General features: G+C 51.7%; 23 protein-coding genes. 6 read left to right on the forward strand and 17 right to left on the reverse strand.

Going from position 1 to position 22701, the window contains the following annotated elements:
* Positions 1–123: 123 nt before the first annotated feature.
* The 5 genes from LPB67_RS06475 (at position 124) to LPB67_RS06495 (ending at position 3986) form a co-directional block, all read left to right on the forward strand.
* Positions 124–1434: an O-acetylhomoserine aminocarboxypropyltransferase gene (locus LPB67_RS06475; protein WP_262836276.1), complete on the forward strand. Its 1311-nt coding sequence runs from the start codon at positions 124–126 to the stop codon at positions 1432–1434.
* 1 nt (position 1435) lies between these two features.
* Positions 1436–2242, forward strand: a complete 807-nt coding sequence (locus LPB67_RS06480) for an alpha/beta fold hydrolase (protein WP_262836277.1) — start codon at positions 1436–1438, stop codon at positions 2240–2242.
* 301 nt (positions 2243–2543) lie between these two features.
* Positions 2544–3155, forward strand: coding sequence for a LysE family translocator (locus LPB67_RS06485; RefSeq protein WP_262836278.1), 612 nt, complete (start codon positions 2544–2546; stop codon positions 3153–3155).
* A 52-nt stretch (positions 3156–3207) separates the two neighbouring features.
* Positions 3208–3522 carry a DUF962 domain-containing protein gene (locus LPB67_RS06490; RefSeq protein ID WP_262836280.1) on the forward strand — a complete coding sequence of 105 codons (315 nt, stop codon included), beginning with the start codon at positions 3208–3210 and terminating at the stop codon, positions 3520–3522.
* Positions 3523–3572: 50 nt separating this feature from the next.
* Positions 3573–3986, forward strand: coding sequence for a hypothetical protein (locus tag LPB67_RS06495; RefSeq protein ID WP_262836282.1), 414 nt, complete (start codon positions 3573–3575; stop codon positions 3984–3986).
* A 176-nt stretch (positions 3987–4162) separates the two neighbouring features.
* Here LPB67_RS06495 and LPB67_RS06500 read toward each other — a convergent pair whose 3' ends face one another.
* From LPB67_RS06500 to LPB67_RS06550, 11 genes are all read right to left on the reverse strand, one after another.
* Positions 4163–4630 carry a GNAT family N-acetyltransferase gene (locus LPB67_RS06500; protein WP_262836284.1) on the reverse strand — a complete coding sequence of 156 codons (468 nt, stop codon included), beginning with the start codon at positions 4628–4630 and terminating at the stop codon, positions 4163–4165.
* Between the two features lie 7 nt (positions 4631–4637).
* A complete protein-coding gene (locus tag LPB67_RS06505; RefSeq protein WP_262836285.1) occupies positions 4638–5072 on the reverse strand; it encodes an acyl-CoA thioesterase in 435 nt (144 codons plus the stop codon).
* A 1-nt stretch (position 5073) separates the two neighbouring features.
* On the reverse strand, positions 5074–5970 hold the full coding sequence (locus LPB67_RS06510; RefSeq protein ID WP_262836287.1) for an alpha/beta fold hydrolase: 897 nt from the start codon (positions 5968–5970) through the stop codon (positions 5074–5076).
* Positions 5971–6192: 222 nt separating this feature from the next.
* Positions 6193–7095 (reverse strand): SDR family oxidoreductase, encoded by a 903-nt coding sequence (locus LPB67_RS06515; protein ID WP_262836289.1) that lies wholly within the window; start codon positions 7093–7095, stop codon positions 6193–6195.
* Between the two features lie 88 nt (positions 7096–7183).
* Positions 7184–8113, reverse strand: a complete 930-nt coding sequence (locus LPB67_RS06520) for a glutathione S-transferase family protein (protein ID WP_262836291.1) — start codon at positions 8111–8113, stop codon at positions 7184–7186.
* A 185-nt stretch (positions 8114–8298) separates the two neighbouring features.
* The gene (locus LPB67_RS06525) at positions 8299–9309 is read right to left on the reverse strand and encodes an NADP-dependent oxidoreductase (protein WP_262836292.1); all 1011 of its coding nucleotides are present in this window, start codon (positions 9307–9309) and stop codon (positions 8299–8301) included.
* 7 nt (positions 9310–9316) lie between these two features.
* Positions 9317–10579, reverse strand: a complete 1263-nt coding sequence (locus tag LPB67_RS06530) for a serine hydrolase domain-containing protein (protein WP_262836830.1) — start codon at positions 10577–10579, stop codon at positions 9317–9319.
* A gap of 157 nt (positions 10580–10736) precedes the next feature.
* Positions 10737–11183 (reverse strand): PaaI family thioesterase, encoded by a 447-nt coding sequence (locus tag LPB67_RS06535; protein WP_262836294.1) that lies wholly within the window; start codon positions 11181–11183, stop codon positions 10737–10739.
* Between the two features lie 116 nt (positions 11184–11299).
* Positions 11300–12094 (reverse strand): SDR family oxidoreductase, encoded by a 795-nt coding sequence (locus LPB67_RS06540; protein ID WP_262836295.1) that lies wholly within the window; start codon positions 12092–12094, stop codon positions 11300–11302.
* A gap of 41 nt (positions 12095–12135) precedes the next feature.
* Positions 12136–13953 carry an acyl-CoA dehydrogenase gene (locus LPB67_RS06545; RefSeq protein WP_262836296.1) on the reverse strand — a complete coding sequence of 606 codons (1818 nt, stop codon included), beginning with the start codon at positions 13951–13953 and terminating at the stop codon, positions 12136–12138.
* A gap of 132 nt (positions 13954–14085) precedes the next feature.
* Positions 14086–15264: an acetyl-CoA C-acyltransferase gene (locus tag LPB67_RS06550; RefSeq protein WP_262836298.1), complete on the reverse strand. Its 1179-nt coding sequence runs from the start codon at positions 15262–15264 to the stop codon at positions 14086–14088.
* Positions 15265–15612: 348 nt separating this feature from the next.
* On the opposite strand from LPB67_RS06550, the gene LPB67_RS06555 reads away from it, so the two are divergent.
* Positions 15613–17274 (forward strand): MFS transporter, encoded by a 1662-nt coding sequence (locus tag LPB67_RS06555; RefSeq protein ID WP_262836299.1) that lies wholly within the window; start codon positions 15613–15615, stop codon positions 17272–17274.
* A gap of 85 nt (positions 17275–17359) precedes the next feature.
* On the opposite strand, the gene LPB67_RS06560 is transcribed toward LPB67_RS06555, so the two are convergent.
* From LPB67_RS06560 to LPB67_RS06585, 6 genes are all read right to left on the reverse strand, one after another.
* On the reverse strand, positions 17360–18289 hold the full coding sequence (locus tag LPB67_RS06560) for an LD-carboxypeptidase (protein ID WP_262836301.1): 930 nt from the start codon (positions 18287–18289) through the stop codon (positions 17360–17362).
* Positions 18290–18334: 45 nt separating this feature from the next.
* Complete coding sequence (gene tadA / locus LPB67_RS06565; protein ID WP_262836302.1) at positions 18335–18823, reverse strand: tRNA adenosine(34) deaminase TadA; 489 nt, start codon at positions 18821–18823, stop codon at positions 18335–18337.
* Positions 18824–18899: 76 nt separating this feature from the next.
* Positions 18900–19343 (reverse strand): 6-carboxytetrahydropterin synthase QueD, encoded by a 444-nt coding sequence (queD, locus tag LPB67_RS06570; RefSeq protein ID WP_262836303.1) that lies wholly within the window; start codon positions 19341–19343, stop codon positions 18900–18902.
* 27 nt (positions 19344–19370) lie between these two features.
* Positions 19371–20006, reverse strand: a complete 636-nt coding sequence (gene queE, locus LPB67_RS06575; RefSeq protein WP_262836305.1) for a 7-carboxy-7-deazaguanine synthase — start codon at positions 20004–20006, stop codon at positions 19371–19373.
* 26 nt (positions 20007–20032) lie between these two features.
* On the reverse strand, positions 20033–21628 hold the full coding sequence (guaA, locus tag LPB67_RS06580; RefSeq protein WP_262836307.1) for a glutamine-hydrolyzing GMP synthase: 1596 nt from the start codon (positions 21626–21628) through the stop codon (positions 20033–20035).
* Between the two features lie 18 nt (positions 21629–21646).
* Entirely contained in the window at positions 21647–22696 is a 1050-nt protein-coding gene (locus LPB67_RS06585) for a diguanylate cyclase domain-containing protein (protein WP_262836308.1), read from the reverse strand.
* Between the last annotated feature and the right edge of the window lie 5 nt (positions 22697–22701).

The following is a 22701-nucleotide window of genomic DNA, read 5'->3' on the forward strand; positions in this document are numbered from 1 at the left end:
TTCCTTAAGGTTATCACCGCATTGAGCAGGCAAACTATTTGAACGCGTTGCGCTCTGCCCCCTTATTTGCAAGCCTGAAGAATGGTAGCATTACCCTATTGAAATTAAGAGAATAACATTACTATGAGCGGTCCCAAATACCTCGGTTTCGACACCCTGTCCCTGCATGCGGGCGCTGCCCCCGACCCTGCCACCGGCGCACGCGCCACCCCGATTTATCTGACATCCTCGTTCGTCTTTAAAGATTCTGACCATGCTGCGTCCTTGTTCAACATGGAGCGCGCCGGACATGTGTATTCACGCATCTCGAACCCGACCAATGCAGTGCTGGAAGAGCGGATTGCCGCACTCGAAGGCGGTGTCGCGGGCATCGCGGTCGCCAGCGGCCAGGCGGCCATGCATCTGGGGCTGGCGACCATTGCCGGCGCGGGTTCGCACGTAGTCGCTTCACGCGCGCTGTATGGCGGTTCGCACAATTTGCTGGCTTATACGATGAAACGCTTTGGCATCGACACGACTTTTGTCGATCCGCGCGACCTGAATGCCTGGAAAGCCGCCATCCGTCCGAATACCAAAGTGCTGTTCGCCGAGACGCTGGGCAATCCGGGACTCGATGTGCTGAACATCCCGGCCGTCGCGGAAATCGCCCACGAGAATTATCTGCCGCTGATGCTGGATTCGACTTTTACGACGCCGTATCTGTTACGCCCGTTCGATCATGGTGCCGATCTGGTATTCCATTCGGCGACCAAATTCCTGTGCGGTCACGGCACCGCGATCGGCGGCTTGCTGGTCGATGGCGGCACTTTCGACTGGCAAGCAGCCTACGAAAAAACCGGACGTTTCGGCGAATTGTGCGAACCGTATGACGGCTTTCACGGCATGGTTTTTTCGGAAGAATCGACCATTGCGCCGTTCTCGCTGCGGGCGCGACGCGAAGGTCTGCGCGACTTCGGCGCAGTAATGAGCCCGCATAATGCCTTCGCGATTTTGCAAGGTATAGAAACGCTGGGATTGCGCATGGACAGGCACGTCGCGAATACGCGCAAAGTGGTTGAGTACCTGGTCGCCCATCCGGCGGTCGAGTCTGTCTCATATCCCGAACTGGCATCGCATCCCGATTATGAACTGGCAAAAACCCTGCTGCCAAAAGGTTGCGGCGCGGTGTTCTCGTTCAGCATCAAAGGCAATCGCGCTGCGGGTCGGCGCTTTGTCGAATCCTTGAACCTGTTCTCGCATCTGGCGAATGTCGGCGATGCAAAATCGCTGGTGATTCATCCGGCATCAACCACCCATTTCCGCGTCCCGGCAGAACAATTGGCCGCATCCGGCATTACCGAAGGCACCATGCGTTTATCGATTGGCCTGGAAAATGTGGACGACCTGATCGACGACCTGGCCCGTGGTCTCAAAGCTGCACAGAAAGGAGCCTGAGATGCTATTCAACGTCAACGGCCACTCTGCGTATTGCTACACCGGCGGTAAAATTTTCAATCCGGCCTTGCCGACCGCGGTTTTTATTCACGGCGCACAAAACGATCACTCGGTCTGGATATTGCAGACCCGCTATTTTGCACATCATGGCTTCAACGTACTCGCAGTCGATTTACCTGGGCATGGCCGCAGCAAGGGCGATGCGCTGACTAGCGTCGAACACATGGCGGATTGGCTGATCGCCTTGCTGGATACCGCAGGCGTACAGCAAGCCTGCCTGATCGGTCACAGCATGGGTTCGCTGATCGCACTCGAAACCAGCGCCCGCGCTCCGGCCCGCGTCAGCAAGTTGGCACTGGTCGGCACCGCGTATCCGATGAAAGTCTCGGACACTTTGCTCAATGCCGCACGCGATGAAGAACAAACGGCGATCGACATGGTCAACATCTGGTCGCACAGCTCGATCGCCCACAAACCGTCCTGTCCCGGCCCGGGATTTTATGTCATGGGCGGCAGCCAGCGCCTGATGCAGAGGATCTCCAAAATCAATCCGGCCAAGGTGTTCTACACCGATTTTGCCGCGTGCAATGCCTATGCCAACGGCGAGCAGGCAGCACAAGCAGTCACTTGCCCGGTGCTGTTTGTACTCGGCAAAAACGACATGATGACCCCGCCCAAAGCGACCGGCACCTTACGCACGGCAATCGTGCATAGTAAGACGACGCTAATCGACAATTGCGGCCATTCGCTGATGGCAGAGCAAGGCGATGCCGTATTGCAAGCGCTGTTTGACTTCGCAAAATCCTGATGATCCGCAAGCAACTGATAACTCCCTCTCCTGCAAGCGGGAGAGGGTTGGGGTGAGGGACTGGGCAAATAGAATGCGTCAGTTAATTTCTAAAAATGATCGAAATCAAATTTTGTATTTCGAGTGATTGGTGATTACCAGCACTCCCTCCCACCCGCGGAAGAGAGTATTCAAGGAAGTGCGGATATAGAGGCAGCAAACACCCTGATAGTGAGCTGTTTCAATAAGAAATTTTGGACACGTTGATAGCAACGAACTTTAAAAAAACAAGCTTAAAAAAATAATAGATGTGAACAATTAAATGGAAAACTGGCTACTCTTCACCGCAACCGAGGCGGCGCTGTCTCTATCACCCGGTCCCGCCGTCATGATGGTGGTCGCTTATGGCATCGCACGCGGCTGGCGGGTGTCGCTGTTTGTCACGCTCGGCATCCTGACTGGCAATGCACTATTTTTCGTGATTTCGGCGACAGGCATAGGTTCTATCATTCTGGCGTCGCCCAAGCTGTTTATGGCAATCAAGTATCTCGGCGCCGCCTATCTGGTTTATCTCGGCCTGTCCGCGATATTTGGCAAGCCTTCGCCGATTACACTGAGCAGCTTGGACAATAAACCGCAAAGTGGCAGAAGGATTTTTATCAGTGCATTGATGCTGCAGATGACGAACCCGAAAGCCATGTTAGGCTTCGTCGCGATCCTGCCGCAATTCATCGATCCGCAGCAGCCGATTGTCTTGCAGATGAGCATACTGGCGGCATGCTCGATGATCCCCGAGTTTTTTATTTTGCTCGGCTACGGTATGCTGGCGAACAAGGCCAGCCATTGGGCGACCCAGCCAAAATACAGCGTGATCACTGAACGCATCGCAGGCACGTTTGTCTTGATCGCCGGGATTTTAGTCGCCGTGGTTTGATCGAAACGAATGGCGGCCAAACAACCTCAATCATCAAAAACCGGAGACAGAGATGAGCGCAAAATACACCAGCTTCGCCGAGTTTTATCCTTTCTATCTCACTGAACACCGCAATCGGACCTGCCGCCAATTACACTTTATCGGCTCGACGCTGGTTCTGGTTTGTCTGGTGTCATTTTTTATCACAGGCGCTGGAATGTGGCTGATAGCCGCACCGATCTGCGGTTATGGCTTTGCCTGGATCGGACATTTCGGTTTTGAGAAAAATAAACCGGCGTCGTTTAAGCAACCGCTGTATTCGTTCATGGGCGACTGGGTAATGTATTGGCAGTTGTTGACGGGGAAGATTGGTTTTCAGGCAGGTTGATTCTCGAACAGGTTAATTATTTTTTTCAGTCACTCATTTATCCATCTCACATGTCCAACAATTGCAACAACATAAGTAAGCCTGAACTCTATTCCGCTTGGTTTATGCTGATCGACGGTGGTATAGGCTTGTTCGTATCTGCAAGTATGATGATTACTCAACAATCAATAAACGCCTCCATCGCTCCCCCTTATACATCGATCCTTGGCCTGCTATCCGGCTTACTTGCTCTGCGCGGTCGCCTTGTCGGGCTGATAGGCGGATTACTTTTTTATGGCGTACAAATAGTTAGCTATTACTCACATGATATGCGATTTAATTTTAGATCCGGCATCAGCCTGGCTGCTGTTATCCATCTGACGCACGGCACGGCTGTCATTAATATGGTTGCGGTCGTAGGTTTGGCAACGGTCATCTGGATATTAAAAAAACGGTTCTACCATCCCATCAATTCAGCACTGTAACGCTGAACCAATTCAATCAATTAAGAAGGAATCACCCTATTATTTCACCTGCGTACTGCGAATGGGGTCGTCCATGATCCATTTGGCGAGCGGCTTGGCATGATTGAAATCGTCGCATTTTATTGCTGCGGATGTTCAATAGGTCTACCGTTATTCACTTTACCGTCATGTTGATCTCAAAAAAACTGATGCGTCATGCTGATATGCGGAATCCCCGCTTCTTCAAACACATCGCCATCGCGGCTATAGCCGTTCGCGCTATAAAACGGTTCTGCCGAAATCTGGGCGTTTAATTTGACCGCCTGATCGCCGCGCTGACGGGCCTGCTGCATCAAGCTTTGCAAAATCGCTGCACCGACGCCCAGACCACGTGCCGATTTGCGCACCGCCATACGACCGATATGACCGTCGGGCAGCAAGCGCCCTGTGCCTAGCGCCGCTCCGGTCGCATCGTAGGCAACGGCATGCAAGCATTGCGCATCCATTTCGTCCCACTCCAGCTCGGCGGGGATATTTTGCTCGATCACAAAGACGTCGTAGCGTATCGCTTGGGCGTCTTTTTGTAGCTCGGCCCAGGAACCCAGTGTGACCTTCAGCGTAATCTTATCGGCAGCTTTGCCGTGTGTCTGTGTAGTGCTTGTCATGATGGTGTTAAAGCGCAGGCTTATGGGTTTCGAGATCTGAAATTATCGCACGCCATTGGATCGGAACGGCAACGCCTTTACGTACGCTGGTATCGGCATAAACGTAGAACAATTCACCCGAAACCAGATGCTGATCGCCGATAAAAATCTCGACCACAAACCGCATCGATGAGTTGCCAATCGCAGCGCAACGCACGCCGATCTCCAGCACATCGTCAAACCGCGCCGGTGCCATGTATTCGATAGTCGCCTTGCGGGCAAATAATTCTTTGCCTTCAGCTGCTTGCAATAAGGCGTTCGGCAGACCGGTAGCGCGCCAGTATTCGGTGAATGCAACATCGAAGTAAGTCAGATAATGACCGTTAAAAACGATGCCCTGCATATCGACCTCGGCCCAGCGTACCCGCAGGGAATGGAAGAAGGCAAAATCCTGGCGGGCCATATCAATGATCCAGGAAGCCGTGTATCAGTTGATTGATGCGGGCGGGTTGTTCGTGAATGATCCAATGGCTGCCCTCGGGGATACGCATCACTTGCAGATCGGGGATGAAACTCTCCAGGCCGTCCAGCAAGGTTTTAGGCAGTGCTTTATCGTTCTCGCCCCAGATCACGCGGGTCGGTACGTTCACGTGAAAATCGGCAGGATTGAGTTGCAGTTTTAACGGTCCCTGATTGCTGTCAGTGGGCGGGTGTAAAGGTGAGGCGCGATAATAATTGACGCCACCGCTCAAGCCGCGTGACCAGCACTCGTGGTATCTGGCGCGCGTCGCCTCATCGAACCAGCTTGCCTGTGGCTGCCCCATACCGGTGAAAAAGCCTTCAATCAGGGCGAAATTATCTTTGGCCAGCGCGTTCTCCGAGCCTTCGGCACGCAGCCAGTTCATGTATTCGCTCGCCGATTTTTGCGCGGCATCGTTACTCAGTGCCTGCATGAACAAATACGGATGCGGTGAATTGATGATAATGAGCTTTTCCAGCATCTGCGGCAAAGCAATTGCAAAGTTCCAGCAGATCGCACCACCCCAGTCATGCGCAACGATAATCGCCTTCTCATAGCCTAAATGCCCGATCAGCAGCCGCACATCGTCGACGATGTGTTTGGCCTTGTAAGCAGCGAGATCGGTCGGCATGTCGGATAAATTAAAGCCGCGCAAGTCGGGTGCAACGGCAAAATAATCCTGCCCGAATTCTTCTAACTGCGCCGCCCACTCATACCAAAACTCAGGGAAGCCGTGAACGAACAACAGCAAAGGTTTACCTGCATCGCCGGCACTCGCATAATGCAGGCGCGTACCGTTATCGAGCGTGGCAAATTGATTCGATTGAATGAGTGAATGCATGAGGCCCCGCTTCGGTTGGAGATGATCGTTGACGCTTATGTGCAACTTACTCGTAGCGCAATCAATGTCGCTGGACAGATTTTTTCCAATAACGGATATTGATCGCAGAGCCATATACTCCCAACAAATGAATAAAAATAATGCCATTACCGCACATATTCATTAGTGGTTTTAAAAAATACTAGATAGGAGTATATGGATTTATATAATGTGGTAATAGATCTATTCTGCTTTTAATTTAGACCGCAGCATGTCGCGGATATGTGGTGCGGCTTTGTAAGGATCGCCGGGATTGCGTTGCATGACGATGTCTTCCATGCGCTCTTGCACATTGCCCAAAGCGGTTGGATGCGAGTAGATGTAGAACTGTCCGTCGCTGATCGCTTTAAAGGTTTTTTCTGCCACCTCTGCTGCGGTGACTTTGCCTGAGGATACGGCTTTATCCGACATCGCTTGCGAGGCGCGCTGGCTCGCTGTCGGCGCGGAAGCCTGCACATCGTCAGGACGATTGCGTTGCGATTGGCTGATGCCGGTCGGGACGAAATACGGACACAGCACGGATGCGCCGATTGGCGCTTCGACCAGACTCAGGTCTTGGTACAGGGTTTCCGACAAAGAGACCACCGCATGTTTAGAGACGTTGTACACGCCCATGGTCGGCGCGTTCAGCAGCCCCGCCATCGATGCCGTATTCACGATATGACCTTCGTAATCTGGATCGGTTTTGGCGCATGCCAGCATCAGCGGCGTGAAGATACGCACGCCATGAATCACGCCCCACAGATTGACGCCTAACACCCATTCCCAGTCAGCCTGGGAATTCTCCCAAATCAAGCCGCCCGAACCGACGCCGGCATTATTAAACACCAGATGTACTGCGCCGAACTTCGCCATCGTAGCGTCGGCCAATGCCTGCACTTCGGCGGCATGACGCACATCGCAACGTTGAATCAAGACTTGCGCGCCGAGCGCCTCGACTTCGGCTTTGACTTTATCCAGCGCATCCTGCTGTACATCGGCCAGTACCAATTTCATACCGAGCCTGGCACCGATCAGGGCGAATTCCCGGCCAAAGCCGCTACCGCCGCCGGTAATCACGGCGACTTTATTTTGAAAATTTTTCATGCTGGTCTCTCATTATTTGATTGCTTATTAATTGCGTATTAAATGCTTATTGATTGAATTGCATTGATCCATTCATCGACAAACTTGTTCAGTCCACACGCTTCATCTGGAACCCGATGCGTGGAAAATGCACGACTACCGTTCCGGCACGTTCGTCAGTACGCTTGACCGCAAACTCATGCTCATTCGCGCAGACCAGTTCGCCAATAACCGGGTCCAGGGCGTAGTCAGTCGGCATCACGGCGACCGTATCGCCCAAAGCAATGCCATGCGTATCGACGAATGACGCGTTGATTTGCGCTGGCGCTGCGCTATTGGCGACTGCCAGCGCTTCATCACTACGCATCTTGTCGGGCCGCCCATGGCCGAACGCCGCGACTTGATCCATCCATGCCAGAGTCAAAGGATACGCATCCAGAATCCCAGCCACAGCAGGCACGCGACGGATAAACCATAAGGCGTGATACACAGAAAAATCCGCGATACTGGCATCGGCACCCAGCAAAAACGTCGAGCCATGACTCAACATATTCTCGATACGGCGCAGATATTCGAGTAATTGCCCGGTGGCCTCCGGCAAGGACATGCGCGGCGCCCCTGCCCGCATGGCAGCACGGTCCGCCCCGAAGGCTTTCATTTGCTCCGGCGTGATATCCCCGAGGATGCCGGTCATCGCAGCAGGTTGAAACGTGTAGGCAATCGCGGTCCAGAATAAGCTCGTATCGGCCCACTGCGCCAATGTTTTGGACAGTCCCGCGATCGCCGGCGGATACAGGCCAGGCGTCGGCGCGATGCGCTCCAGCACGTCGGCAATCAGAGCCGTATCGCAATAAATATCGGCACCGATTTGCATGACAGGTGTGCGACGATAGCCACCCGTCAACGCGGTGACGTCAGGCTTGGGCATGATCGCAGGGATCATGACGGATTTCCATGCCAGGTTTTTAAATCCAAAAATCAGGCGGATTTTTTCTGAAAATGGAGAAACCGGGTAATGATGAAAAATAATCTCTGACATGCTTAGTCCCTGGATCTATTAAACATTGTGTGATGAAAAGAGCTTTTGTGAACAAGCTCAAGTTGAACTCAGATCAAGTTTAATAATTATTAAAACCATTAAAAAGTAGTGTGCCTGGTAAGCTTAGCAGCGCCTTATTTTTACTCCCCCTCTCCCGCTTGCGGGTGAGGGGTTCTATTCAGCTCTTAATTTAATTTAACCAATTGCTTACCGAAGTTTTTTCCCTTTAGCAAACCGAGGAAAGCCTCCGGTGCAGCCGCCAGATTTGGCGCAACCGATTCACGGAATTTCAGCTTACCTGTTGCCACCAAAGTACCCAACTCCTTAAGTCCCTGCGGCCATAAGTCCATATGTTCGGACACAATGAAGCCGCGCATAGTCAAACGCATGGTCAGTAAGACACGCGTGTTTTTGATCGGCAACGGCTCGCCGTCATAACCGGCAATCATGCCGCACAAGGCGATGCGGCCGAAGGCGTTCATGCGTGCCAGGCAGGCATCAAAAATTTCGCCGCCGACGTTTTCAAATACGGCATCGATGCCGTTCGGCGTGGCAGCCGCCAGCTCGGCCTGCAAATTGCCCGCCTTGTAATCGATGCAGGCATCAAAGCCTAGTTCATTGACGACGTAGGCACATTTTTCTGCGCCGCCTGCAATGCCGACTGCGCGACAGCCGCGCAATTTAGCGAGTTGGCCGACGACGCTGCCGACCGCGCCACTGGCGGCGGAGACCACGATGGTTTCGCCTTCTTTGGCTTGCATGATCTGGGTCAGGCCGTACCAGGCCGTCATACCCGGCATGCCGACCGAACCGAGGTAAGCGGACAAGGGAATATGCGTAGTATCGACTTTGCGCAACAGTACGCCATCCGATACCCCCATCTCCGCCCAGCCGAGCATGCCGACGACTTTATCGCCAAGCGCAAATTTAGGATTTTTAGTCGCGACAATTTCACCGACCGTACCACCGATCATGGTCTCGCCAATGGCTTGCGGCGCGGCATAGCTCTTGGCATCTTCCATGCGCATACGCATATAGGGATCGAGCGACAGGAAATGATTGCGCACCAAGACTTCGCAGTCCTTGAGCTCAGGGACTGGCACTGTTTCCAGTCGAAAATTATCGACTTTGACTTCACCCTTGGGACGGGAAGCCAGGACAATGCGCTGAAAATTACCGGTTGTTACGTTACTCATAAATACCTCATTTCATCAAGTGATTAGCCAATGCCTGAAACGCGCGATAAGTGATGGGGTCACTCGCGCCATTGGCGGCAATGGGATGGGAAGAAAATTTTACGATGACCATTTCAGCCACCGGGTCGATATAAATACGCTGGCCATGGATGCCGCGCGCTTCAAATGTATTATGGCTGTTATGCGCTATCCACCACATGTTCCGATAAGAGTAACCGGGGATTGTGGCGTAGCCGGCCTTGGCAAATTTGGCTTTATCGCCGCCCTTGCGAATATCCTCGATTGCCGCTTTCGGCAGGATTTGCTGTCCGTTGAATTTGCCCCCCAGGCGCATCATTTCGCCGAAGCGCGCCATGTCGCGCAGGGTGAGATTCAGGCCACCGCCGCCCTGCTCAGTGCCTATGCTATCAACAGCAAAATACGCGTCATTTTCAACACCGAGTTTTTGCCAGATGCGTTCGGACAATAAGTCGGACAGCGATTTACCGCTTGCGCGCTTTACGATCCAGGCCAGCACTTCGGCATTGACTGTCTTATAAGCGAAGGCTTCGTCATGATGGCCTTCTTTTTTTAACTTCACCAGAAAATCGTAAAACGTCTTTGGTCCCTCATAAGCCGGAGCAACGGGCAGCAAGCCGCCCGAACGTGCATAGTCCCAGACTTCTGCTTTGGGATCCGCATAGTTTTCTGAATACTGGACGCCGATGGTCATATCCATCACCTGACGCACTGTCGCATCGCCATACGCCGTGTCTTTAAGTTCGGGCAGATATGTGATCACCTGGGCAGCGGGATCGAGCGTCCCTTCTACCGCCATCGTCGCAGCCAGTGTGCCGACAAAGGATTTGGTGACCGACATAGCGATGTGCGGCAATTGCGGTTTGCTGATGCCGAAATATTTTTCATACACAACCTTGCCTTTGTGCATGACTAGCACGCTATCGGTATAAGTACGATTCAACATGTCGGCCCAGTTCGCGTTGGCACCTTTGTCATCGATAAAGCGGATGCCATCCAGGTCGGCTGGTGCTTGCGGCAAAGCCGAGGCAGGCAAACTACCGTGCCAGACATTCGATGTCGGACCCAGTTCACGCCCATGAGAAAACGACCAGCGGGTGCGCGGAAATTGGTAATTGCTGCCGTTGCCGGATTGAATGACTTTGTCAGGCGCTGGCGGAAACCCTTGCATCCAGCCTAGTGTTTTTGGATCGGTACTTGCAGGGTCGGGCAAAACGGTTTGTGCAATAGCTGCACTGATTGCGGTAGTCATAAGTCCACCCAAGATGATGTACAAAGCGATTTTGAGTCGTGCTGCAAAAAACGTCTGGCGCTGATGATTCTGTTTCGGCATGCTGTCTCCTTTTTCCATTTATGTGGATTGATCAGGACTTGCTTACACTTTTTAGTCGATTAATTATTCACGAAACCTAGTCACTACCGTACAGTTTTTTCATATTTTCACCCGATTTAAGGCGACGCAAATACTTGAAGGTGCCCATGGCTTTGGCAATGAGTTTATCGCCGTTCCAGATTTCACCGTCGCAAAAGCACATCGTGGTGGATCGATGAAAAGCAAATCCGCGCGCCTCGATACGGCCGCCGGGCACACCTCCCGGCTGCAAAAAAGTGGTCTTCATCTCGACCGTGACCACCCCTTTCAAATCCTCGCTCAATGAGCGCCCTGCCATCGCCATCACGACGTCCAGCATCGTCATCATGACTCCGCCGTGCGTGATTTGCCAGCTATTCATGTGGCGCTCGACTAAATCGAGAGCGATCTTGGCGCGGCCATTTTCCATCTCTAAAAACTCGACGCCCATATCGTGTAAAAACGGATTGAGTGCCGGACTTGGCTGTGCAATTGGTAAGCTCATATATGCCCGCAGTCTATGTCTATGCTGCAATGGAAGTGCGTGTATCAGTGAAACTGGTTTTGCCGGCATTAGCCTATGCGTTCAGCTAATGCGCTAATGCAACCAGATATGCTTAATTACACAGCAGAGACACCGCCATCGACTGCCAGAGTCTGACCAGTGATGTGTTTGCCTGCATCGGAGGCGAACAACAGGGCAACCCCTTTCAGATCCTCGTCATCGCCGATGCGTTGCAATGGCGCTTCTTTGGCGAGTTTTTCTTCGCCCAGATGTTCGAGTATGCCCTTGGTCATTTTGGAGGGGAAGAAACCCGGCGCTACCGCGTTGACCGTAATGCCGTGTACACCCCACTCACCTGCCAGCGTGCGGGTGAAATTGATGACTGCCGCTTTGGAGGTATTGTAGGCAATGGTTTGCATGGTTCCGGGGGCATTACCGGACAGGCCAGCGATAGACGCGATGTTGATGATACGACCGTGCTTACGCGGAATCATCGAGCGTTTGCCGACTTCTTGCGAAAGCAAAAAGATGCTGCGGATATTCAGGTTCATGACCTTATCCCAGGCTTCGACCGGATGATCTTCCGCCGGTGAACCCCAGGTCGCCCCCGCATTGTTGATCAGGATGTCGATATGGCCCAAACGCGCCAGCGCCTCATCGACCAGCGGTTTGACGCTGCCGTCTTTACCTAAGTCTGCGGCGATGGCGCTGGCATCGATACCGCGGGTTTTCAGATGAGCGACGGCTTCATCGAGATCCGATTGTTTGCGTGAGGATAAAACGATTTTGGCGCCTTGCTCACCCAGGGCTTCCGCCATTTGCAGACCGAGACCGCGCGAGCCGCCAGTGATCAATGCAGTTTTACCTTTGAGGTCGAATAATTGTTGCGAGGTGCGTGCTGTAGTAGTCATAGTTGTCTCCGATTATTTTTATGTATAAGGTCAATACGATGTCAGAACCAGTCGTCCTGCATATCCAGCGTCGTGGTATCCAGACTCGCCAGCAGGTCTAATTGTTGATGGACTTTCGGCAGTTCCCATTGGAAGAAATATCTACAGGCTTGCAGTTTGCCTGCATAAAAATTCGCATCATGATGTTGCTCTTTGCCGACCGACAATAAAGCTTGTTCCAGCCAGATCCAGGCAACGACCGTATGACCAAAGGCTTCCAGGTACAAGGAGGCGTTGGCCAATGTTTTATTCAAATCACCGGCGCCATACAATTGCTGCGTGACCATGGCAATCCGGCGCAATGCCAGCGACAAAGCCTGTGCATAATCCGTTAAGGCGGAATCAGCAGCGGCGCGGCTGATCGTTGCTTGTATCTCGGCACCGAGTGCCTTGAATGCAGCGCCATCCTGCATCACGACTTTACGCCCCAGCAGATCCAGCCCCTGGATGCCATGCGTACCTTCGTGAATCGGATTCAGGCGATTGTCGCGATAGAACTGTTCGACATTGTATTCACGCGTATAGCCATAGCCGCCGTGGATCTGGATCGCCAGGTTATTCGCTTCCAGACACCATTGAGATGGCCAGGATTTGGCAATCGGCGTGAGAATATCGAGTAGCAATAAAGCATTCGCCCTTGCCTCCGCTGCAGGTGCGCTGCGCTCTTCATCGACCAGGCGGGCGCAATACAAGTTCAATGCCAGACCGCCTTCGACATAGGATTTTTGCGCCAGCAACATACGCTTGACGTCGGTGTGCTGGATAATCGGCAACTGCGCCGTAGCCGGATCTTTGGCTTGCGGATTGCGGCCTTGCGGACGATTGCGCGCATAATCCAGCGAATGCAGATAACCGGTATAACCCAGCATGACTGCGCCAAGACCGACACCGATACGCGCCTCATTCATCATGTGGAACATATTCGCCAGGCCCTTGTGCAAGGTGCCGACCAGATAGCCGATCGCACCTGCTTTGCCTTGCGGCTTGTACTTGCCTTCACCGAAATTCAACAGGCAATTGGTGGTGCCGCGATAGCCCATTTTGTGATTCAATCCAGCCAGCACAACGTCATTGCGCTCACCCAGCGAGCCATCAGGATTGACGAGTTTTTTCGGCACGATGAACAATGAAATACCTTTGACCCCGGGGATCAGCTTGCCGTTTTGATCCGGCACTTTTGCCAGCACCAGGTGCACGATGTTTTCAGACAGTTCATGCTCGCCGGCTGAGATCCACATCTTGTTGCCAGTCAAACGGTAGCTGCCATCCGCCTGCGGCTCGGCGCGCGTGACGATGTCGGACAGACTGGAACCTGCTTGCGGTTCGGACAAACACATGGTGCCGAAGAAGCGGCCTTCCAGCATCGGTTTGGCGAACAGTTCGATTTGCTCAGTCGTGCCGCATTTCATCAGCGTGTTGGCATTACCTATCGTCAGGAATGGGTACGATGAGGTGCCGACATTCGCTCCTTTGAAATAGGCAAAGCCCGCCTTCTCGACCACGCATGGCAACTGCATGCCGCCCAGCTCGTAGTCTTGACCGGCAGCCATCAGGCCCGCTTCACAAAAGGCATTCAGTGCCGTTTTAACTTCAGGAATCATATGCACGACTTCGCCATCAAAATGCGGCTCATTCTGGTCGTTCTTTTTGTTATGCGGCGCAAATAATTCGGTGGCGATTTGTTCGCAGGTATCAAGCGCAGCGTTGAAGGTTTCGCGGGTGTGGTCGGCGAAACGTTCGCGCTGATTCAGGGACTCGACATTCAGCCATTCATACAGCAAAAAATCGAGGTCACGGCGAGGGATGATTTTTGATTGCATAGCGAGTCAGATGTCTGGCGTTGGCAGGACGATTGATCGTCCATGCGGTTAAAAAAAGCAAGACAGGTGACTCCCGTCTTGCTCATTTTTATCTCAATTTCACATTCAGCAGTGAATCCAGCCGTAAGTCGTTTACACCACTTCAAACAAGCCGGCAGCGCCTTGACCGCCGCCGATACACATCGTGACGACCACAAATTTTGCGCCGCGGCGTTTACCTTCGATCAGGGCATGACCTGTCAGGCGCGCACCGGAGACGCCATAAGGATGTCCGACCGCAATCGCACCGCCGTTGACATTCAGCTTATCCATAGGAATGCCGAGTTTGTCTGCGCAATACAATACTTGCACGGCAAACGCTTCGTTCAATTCCCACAGGCCGATGTCTTCGACTTTGAGACCTGCTTTTTTCAATAATTTCGGAATCGCGTAAACAGGGCCGATACCCATTTCATCAGGCTCGCACCCGGCGATGGCGAAGCCGCGGAAGATGCCGAGCGGTTGCAAGCCCTTGGCTTCAGCCACTTTGCTATTCATCAGGATCGCAACGGAGGCGCCATCCGAAAACTGACTCGCATTACCCGCAGAAATCACGCCGCCTGGCACTGCCGAGCGGATCTTAGAGACGGCTTCCAAGGTAGTATCCGGACGAATACCTTCGTCCGCGGAGATCGTCACCTCTTTGCTGACCAGCATGCCGGTCGCTTTATCGGCAACACCCATGACGGTAGTCATCGGGACGATTTCTGCATTAAACAAGCCTGCCGCCTGAGCCGCTGCCGCACGCAATTGGCTCTGCACACCATATTCGTCCTGACGCTCACGCGCGATGTTGTAGCGCTTGGCAACGGTTTCTGCGGTTTGCAACATTGGCCAGTAGACTTCCGGCTTATGTTGCTTCAGCCATGGATCGACGATCATGTGCGTATTCGCTTCGTTTTGCACACAAGAAATCGACTCGACGCCGCCAGCAGCATAGATGTCGCCTTCGCCCGCAATGATACGCTGCGCTGCCAGGGCAATCGTCTGCAAACCGGAAGAACAAAAACGATTGACGGTCATGCCGGCCGTGGTGACCGGGCAACCGCCGCGTAAGGCGATCTGGCGCGCAATATTGCTGCCTGTCGCGCCTTCCGGGGTCGCACAACCCATGATCACATCTTCTACTTCTGCCGCATCAATCTTCGCGCGCGCTATCGCTGCGCTCAATACATGGCCGCCCAGAGTGGCGCCATGCGTCATGTTGAAAGCGCCCTTCCAGGATTTTGCAAGGCCAGTACGTGCGGTGGATACGATGACAGCATCAGACATGTGAGTCTCCTAACAGGTTTAATTTAATAATTTTGAATGAAGTGACGGTTACAACAAGCTTGGCAATACACAATAACTAGCGAAGCTGACCCGCATAAAAAACATGGCTGGCTAGGCTTATGAAATAGCTGAATATCAGAATAGCATATTTTTAGTACGACCGTTCGCAAAAAAATAAAGTAATTTTTTTGATGTTTTCGGGCAAATAATGAACGAACGTAAGTTTCTGTAAGTTTCAAGAAAGCATGCCGTAAGTTTCAGCTTGCACACTCAATCTGCGCAAAAACTAAGTTTGGATAGTTCGAACTCAAGTTTGCCTACAACTTTAAAACATAATAGGAGACAAGCATGGCGACAGCACAAGCAGCGTCAGGCAGTATGACCTCTGAAGAGCGTAAAGTTATTTTCGCCTCTTCACTAGGCACTGTATTTGAATGGTACGACTTTTATCTGTATGGCTCACTCGCAGCCATCATTGCAAAACAGTTCTTCGCAGGTACCGATCCAAATACGGCATTTATTTTTGCTCTATTGGCTTTTGCCGCTGGCTTCATTGTGCGCCCTTTCGGCGCACTGGTATTCGGCCGCCTGGGCGACATGATTGGACGTAAGTACACATTCCTGGTCACGATCCTGATCATGGGCGGCTCTACCTTCTGCGTAGGCTTATTGCCAAACTATGCGTCGATAGGTATTGCGGCGCCTGTGATCCTGATTTCTCTGCGGATTTTGCAAGGTCTGGCACTCGGTGGCGAGTACGGCGGCGCGGCTACTTATGTGGCAGAGCACGCTCCCCACGGTAAACGCGGTGCATTTACTTCATGGATCCAGACAACAGCGACGCTGGGTCTGTTCTTGTCCCTGATGGTGATTCTGGGCACACGGACTGCCATCGGCGAAGAAGAATTTGCGGCCTGGGGCTGGCGCGTTCCTTTCCTGGTATCGGTATTCTTGCTGGCAATCTCAGTATGGATCCGTTTGTCCATGAATGAATCTCCGGCGTTTGCCAAAATGAAGGCCGAAGGCAAAACTTCCAAAGCACCTTTGACTGAATCTTTCGGTCAATGGAAAAACCTGAAAATCGTTATCCTCGCCTTGGTCGGTTTGACAGCAGGTCAGGCTGTGGTCTGGTACACAGGCCAGTTCTATGCCCTGTTCTTCCTGCAACAAACCTTGAAAGTAGACGGCGCTACAGCCAATATCCTGATCGCGGCATCATTGGTGATTGGTACGCCATTTTTCCTGATCTTTGGCTCCCTGTCCGACAAGATCGGTCGTAAGCCCATCATCATGGCGGGTTGCCTGATCGCCGCACTGACCTATTTCCCGATTTTCAACGCCTTGACCCACTATGCAAATCCTGCGTTGGAAAATGCATTGAAAAATGCCCCGGTGGTAGTAACTGCTGATCCGGCAGATTGCCAATTCCAGTTCAACCCAACCGGCACCAAGAAATTCACTTCCTCTTGCGATATCGTCAAGGCTAAACTGGCGGCCGCATCGGTCAACTATTCGAATGAAATTGCTCCGGCTGGCACAGTAGCATCAGTTAAAGTTGGCGATAAGCTGATTCAATCGTATAACTCAACTGGCTTGCCTAAGGAAGAAGCGGCGGCGAAAGACAAAGCATTTGCTAAAGAATTTGCCGATGCGATTAAAGCGGCAGGTTATCCAGCAAAAGCAGATCCAACGCAAATCGACAAGCCGATGGTATTGCTACTGCTGACCATCCTGGTTCTGTATGTAACGATGGTATATGGCCCGATTGCAGCGATGCTGGTGGAGATGTTCCCAACCCGCATTCGCTACACGTCGATGTCTTTGCCTTACCACATTGGTAACGGCTGGTTCGGCGGCTTGCTGCCAACGACTGCGTTTGCCCTGGTTGCGTTTAAAGGTGATATTTACTACGGCCTGTGGTATCCGATCATCATCGCCTTAGTGACCTTTGTCATCGGCACTTTGTTCATCAAAGAAACAAAAGACAACGATATCTACGCAGCAGATTAATCACTGCAATTAATCAAAAAAAGCCGTCAGTTCATCTGAACTCACGGCTTTTTTATTTGTATCCACACACATTCAATAACAAACTTTATAGTTGATAGTCCATCAATAACTCTATCTTCCCCTGCTGTGAAGTCAATGTCGCCTGACTGCCGACCACTAGAGATACTTTATCTTTGATGTGTCCAAATGGCAGCCCCGTAATAACAGGAACCGGGATGATCGATCGTAAATACCGGATCATTTCATCAAAATTATAACCATTGTCGTGAGGAGCTAATTTATACGCAGAGAAATTACCGAAAATAATCGCTTTCTGATTTTTCAGAAGGCCGGCGAAATGCAATTGCAACATCATGCGCTCGACCCTGTATGGATGTTCCGCGATGTCTTCCACAAATAAAATACCGCCATCAATTTTCGGCAAATACGATGTGCCCACCAGATGCGTCAAAACGGCGAGATTCCCACCCCATAAAACACCGCTGGCCTGAGCATCGTCGGCATCCGCAGAATCGAAACAGATAGCGTGCCGACGATGATTGATACAGTCGAAAAAACTCATCAAGGTCAACTCACTCTGGTCTTCCCTGGCGAAGTCATCACAAAGCATGGGGCCGGCGATACTTGATTTATTTTCCAACGCGAGCAAGGCCATTTGCAAGGCCGTAAAATCACTATAGCCGACAAAATACTTGCCACTACGCGCCAGTTTTTTGTAGTCAAGATACGGCAACAAACGCGACAGTCCATAGCTACCGCGTAAAGCCATGATGATGTCGATATCGGGCTGATCAGCCGCAGCATGGATTTGTGCCGCTCGCTCTGCATCCGTTGCGCCAAAACGTTGGAACTTGCGATCCGGCTGATAGTAATTGCGAACATGAAATCCCGAGTTACGCAAGTTTTGCACACCGCGCTCTACCGCCATATCGTCAATGGCACAGCCACTGATACCAACGATGGCAACACCTGGTTCACGTGTCGATAAATCTGACTTTGGCAAATCAGTGTTCATGCATAGTCCTGAGTGAAATGAATTAGTACAATGGTATTGGCTATGCTAAACGACTTTAGCCGCATTTGGACAATCAGATGTCGACCGAGGCGGATTTTTTTGCGCCGCTCTTCTGCTAACAAAAAAATCTTTCAGCAAACGACTGCAGGCCTCGGACATGACGCCACCGATGACATCGGTGTGATGATTGAGTTTATCTTGATCGAATAGATTCAAAACTGATCCGCACGCGCCGGTTTTTGGGTCACTGGCACCATAGACGACTCTGGACAGGCGCGCGTGCATCATCGCGCCCGCACACATCACGCAAGGCTCCAGAGTTACATATAACTCGCAGCCCGGTAACCGGTAATTTCCTAAAATTTCAGCACCGGCACGGAGTGCCATGATCTCTGCATGCGCCGTCGGATCATGCTTAGCGATGGGATGATTGTAACCACAGGCAATCACCTCTGAGTCTTTGACCAGGACAGCGCCAACCGGCACCTCACCCAACTCCCAGGCAAGCTGTGCCTGCTGGAGAGCGATTTGCATGAAATCCGCATCTGTCTTCATTGGATAATTATTGAAATAAATCTGGATGAACGACGCTTACAGCTGAGCGCTGCAATTAGCCGTCGATCTCAGCCCAGCAATTGGGCGTTTCGTATAAAGTAACCTTAGTCAAAGATAAGGCACGGCCATAACGATCATGGTAAACATCTTTGAGCATATCAAAAGCAATCTTGGCCAGATTCTCGACTGTTGGTACGCGGTCAATCACGACAGTTTTGTGGTTCGGCATACTTTCCAAAAAATTTCTTACAGCGGCATCTTTTTCGTACACGATAAACGCGTGATCCCAAAGATCGACCAGATACTGGTTTGCCAGCGCCTTGATGTCGCCGAAATCCATGATCATGCCGTTATCGGACTCGCCATCTTTTTCCACCACATCGCCAGTCAGGGTAATGAGCAAGGTATAGCGATGCCCATGCAAATTACGGCATTGACTGTTGTGATCAGGAATACGATGACCGGTATCGAATTCCATTTTTCTTGTGATGGTGAGCATGTAAGACCTAAACGATGGTAACGAAAATTACGGTATTTGTAGAAATTTATGGGTTTGCAGACTGAGCTTCCAATGCGGATGCTGCTTGCAAAATTCAACGGCGATCTGCAGATTCTTTGCTTGCTGCGGACCGTCCATGGCTTGCACAAAATAATGCTGGAAATCCAGGGCAGCGTAGGCTTGCATATTTTGTCCCAATTGCGGAATCACGACTTTCAGTTCATTCCCTTTGCGGACAACCAGTTCAGCGCCCATTTTGGGACTGACGCAAATCCAGTCAATGCCATCCGGCACCGGTAAGGTGCCATTGGTTTCGATGGCGATTTCAAAATCGACGGCATGCATGGCAGCAATCAATTCAGCATCCAATTGCAACAAAGGTTCGCCGCCGGTAAACACCACATACTTGCTTGCGGCATAGTCTTGCGGCCACAAACGATCGATGGTGGCTGCTAACTCTGCCGCTTGTCTAAACTTGCCGCCACGCTCGCCGTCGGTACCGACAAAATCGGTATCGCAAAACTGGCAAACTGCGGTCGCCCTGTCCTCTTCCTTGCCGGTCCATAAATTGCAACCGGCAAAACGACAAAACACCGCAGGGCGGCCAGCATGATTGCCTTCGCCCTGCAGGGTGTAGAAAATTTCTTTAACGCTGTAAGTCACAAAATTACTCGCTCGCTTTTACTGTCTTATTCCCACTCGATCGTCGCTGGCGGCTTACCGGAAATATCATAAACCACACGGTTGATGCCGCGCACTTCATTGATAATGCGGTTGGATACCTTGCCTAACAATTCATGTGGCAGATGTGCCCAGTGGGCAGTCATGAAATCTTGTGTTTGTACGGCGCGCAGAGCAACTACATATTCGTAAGTACGGCCATCGCCCATCACGCCAACCGACTTTACCGGCAAGAACACAGCAAACGCCTGACTGGTCGCATCGTACCAAGACATCGCTTTTTCGCCCGACAATCCTTCGACTTGCGTATTGCGAAGTTCTTCGATGAAGATAGCATCGGCACGGCGTAGTAAATCGGCAAACTCTTTTTTCACTTCACCCAGGATGCGCACGCCAAGGCCAGGACCCGGGAACGGATGGCGATACACCATGCTATGCGGCAAACCAAGTGCGACACCCAGTTTGCGCACTTCATCTTTAAACAATTCACGCAGTGGTTCTAACAGCTTCAGGTTTAAGGTATCCGGCAATCCGCCGACGTTATGATGGCTCTTGATGGTATGCGATCCCTTTTTACCCTTGCCTGCACTCTCAATCACATCGGGATAAATCGTACCCTGCGCCAGCCATTTTGCATTTTTCAGCTTGGCCGATTCGACCTGAAACACTTCGACGAATTCACGACCGATAATTTTGCGCTTGGCTTCCGGGTCAGTCACGCCAGCCAGATGTCCCATGAACTGGGCGCTCGCATCGACATGAATGACTTTGACGCCGAGGTTATTGGCAAACATTTCCATGACCATTTTGCCTTCATCAAGACGCAGCAGGCCATGATCGACGAAGACACAGGTCAATTGATCGCCGATCGCGCGATGAATCAAGGCGGCCGCAACACTGCTGTCAACGCCACCCGAGAGACCCAGGATCACTTCATCCGTACCGACTTGCTGGCGGATAGATTCGACTGCTTCGGAAATATAATCAGGCATATTCCAGTCGGATTTACAGCCGCAGATTTCATGCACGAAGCGGGAAATAATCGCTTCGCCTTGTAGTGTATGCGTGACTTCCGGATGAAATTGCACGGCATAAAAACGACGCTCTTCATCTGCCATCGCCGCGATCGGGCAATTATCTGTGGATGCCATCAATTTAAAACCAGCCGGCATTTCATTTACTTTATCACCATGGCTCATCCAGACCTTGAGCATGCCATGACCTTCTGGCGTGACAAAATCATGGATGCCTTTCAGCAATGCCGTGTGGCTGCGGGCGCGCACCTCAGCATAGCCGAACTCGCGCACAAGACCGTTTTCCACCTTGCCGCCAAGCTGCTCTGCCATCGTCTGCATGCCGTAGCAGATACCTAACACCGGCACGCCTGCATCAAATACCGCCATCGGAGCGCGTGGCGTATCGCCTTCCGTTACACTGCTTGGACCGCCTGACAAAATAATTCCGGCCGCACCGTAGTTACGAATAAATTCGTCACTGACATCATAAGGATGGACTTCAGAAAAAACGCCCGAGTCACGCACACGGCGTGCGATCAGTTGCGTTACTTGGGAACCGAAATCAAGAATGAGAATTTTTGAATGCATGGGAAATGAATTTTTCAGTCAAATAATAATGTCGGGCTGGGCGAAACTTGCTTGCGCGACGTGATTGTTACCAGCGTTTTTCGCTGACAGCAGTGCTTTCTCAGCAAGGCTGATTAATATTTCCGGTTCGGCGTCCGGGTACATATCAGTTGACACGATCCCTGCGCTCATTGTCAGATGCACGAGCTCATCCTCGATCTGGTCGGGATGCGACATCACCCCTATGCGGATGCGCTCTGCTACTGCGGTGGCAACTAAGGTCGAAGCGCCGGGTAGTACGATCAGGAAAATATCGTTGCCAAAACGACCCAAGGCATCAAACGGTCTGACGCATGAGCGGATACGACTCACCACCCTGATCATCGCCATATCGCTAAATGCAATGCCATGCTGATCGCGAATCTGCGCGATCTGATCCAAGGTCGCAAAAATCAACGCCAAAGGCTTTTCCGATTTATGGCAGCGTTCCATTTCGATTTTGAGCGAACGGCTAATTGCCGCCTTATTCCAGGTGCCCAAGATCGGATCAATCAACGACTCGCGTTTCAAATTGCGATTTTGCCTGACCAGCTCCTGATGAGCCTGATACAAAATACCTGAGGCGATTTCACGTTCCAGCAATATCGCAATGTCCGCCAGCAGCAATCGAGATTCATCGTCGAATGCGTGTGCCTGATAATCGATCAGTGAAATATTGCCGATCACTTCACCAGTTTGATCGGCGATTGGATAAGCCACATAAAAACGGATATATGGCGCACCTGTCACTAGAGGGTGCGTCGTGATCTCATGATGCTTGGTCGTATCTTCGACAACAAACAGATCCTTGGCTAACACCAGGCTAGCGCAGAACATGGCCTCTATTGCCGCCATTGAACGCTCACTTGGATCAAATCTGGCTGATAAATCGCCTAAATGAATCAGGCAATTCGACACCCCGAATAATTTGATGGCAAGACGTTCAAACCGGGCAATTCTTGATTCATTGGACTCAGCAAACAAATTGCCGGTACCTGAGCTCAATTGAATAGCGGTCGTAGGATTAGAACGATCTAGCTGACTTGCCATACCGG

The organism is Undibacterium sp. Jales W-56 (genome assembly GCF_025548535.1).
In the GTDB taxonomy this organism is placed as follows: Bacteria; Pseudomonadota; Gammaproteobacteria; order Burkholderiales; family Burkholderiaceae_D; genus Undibacterium.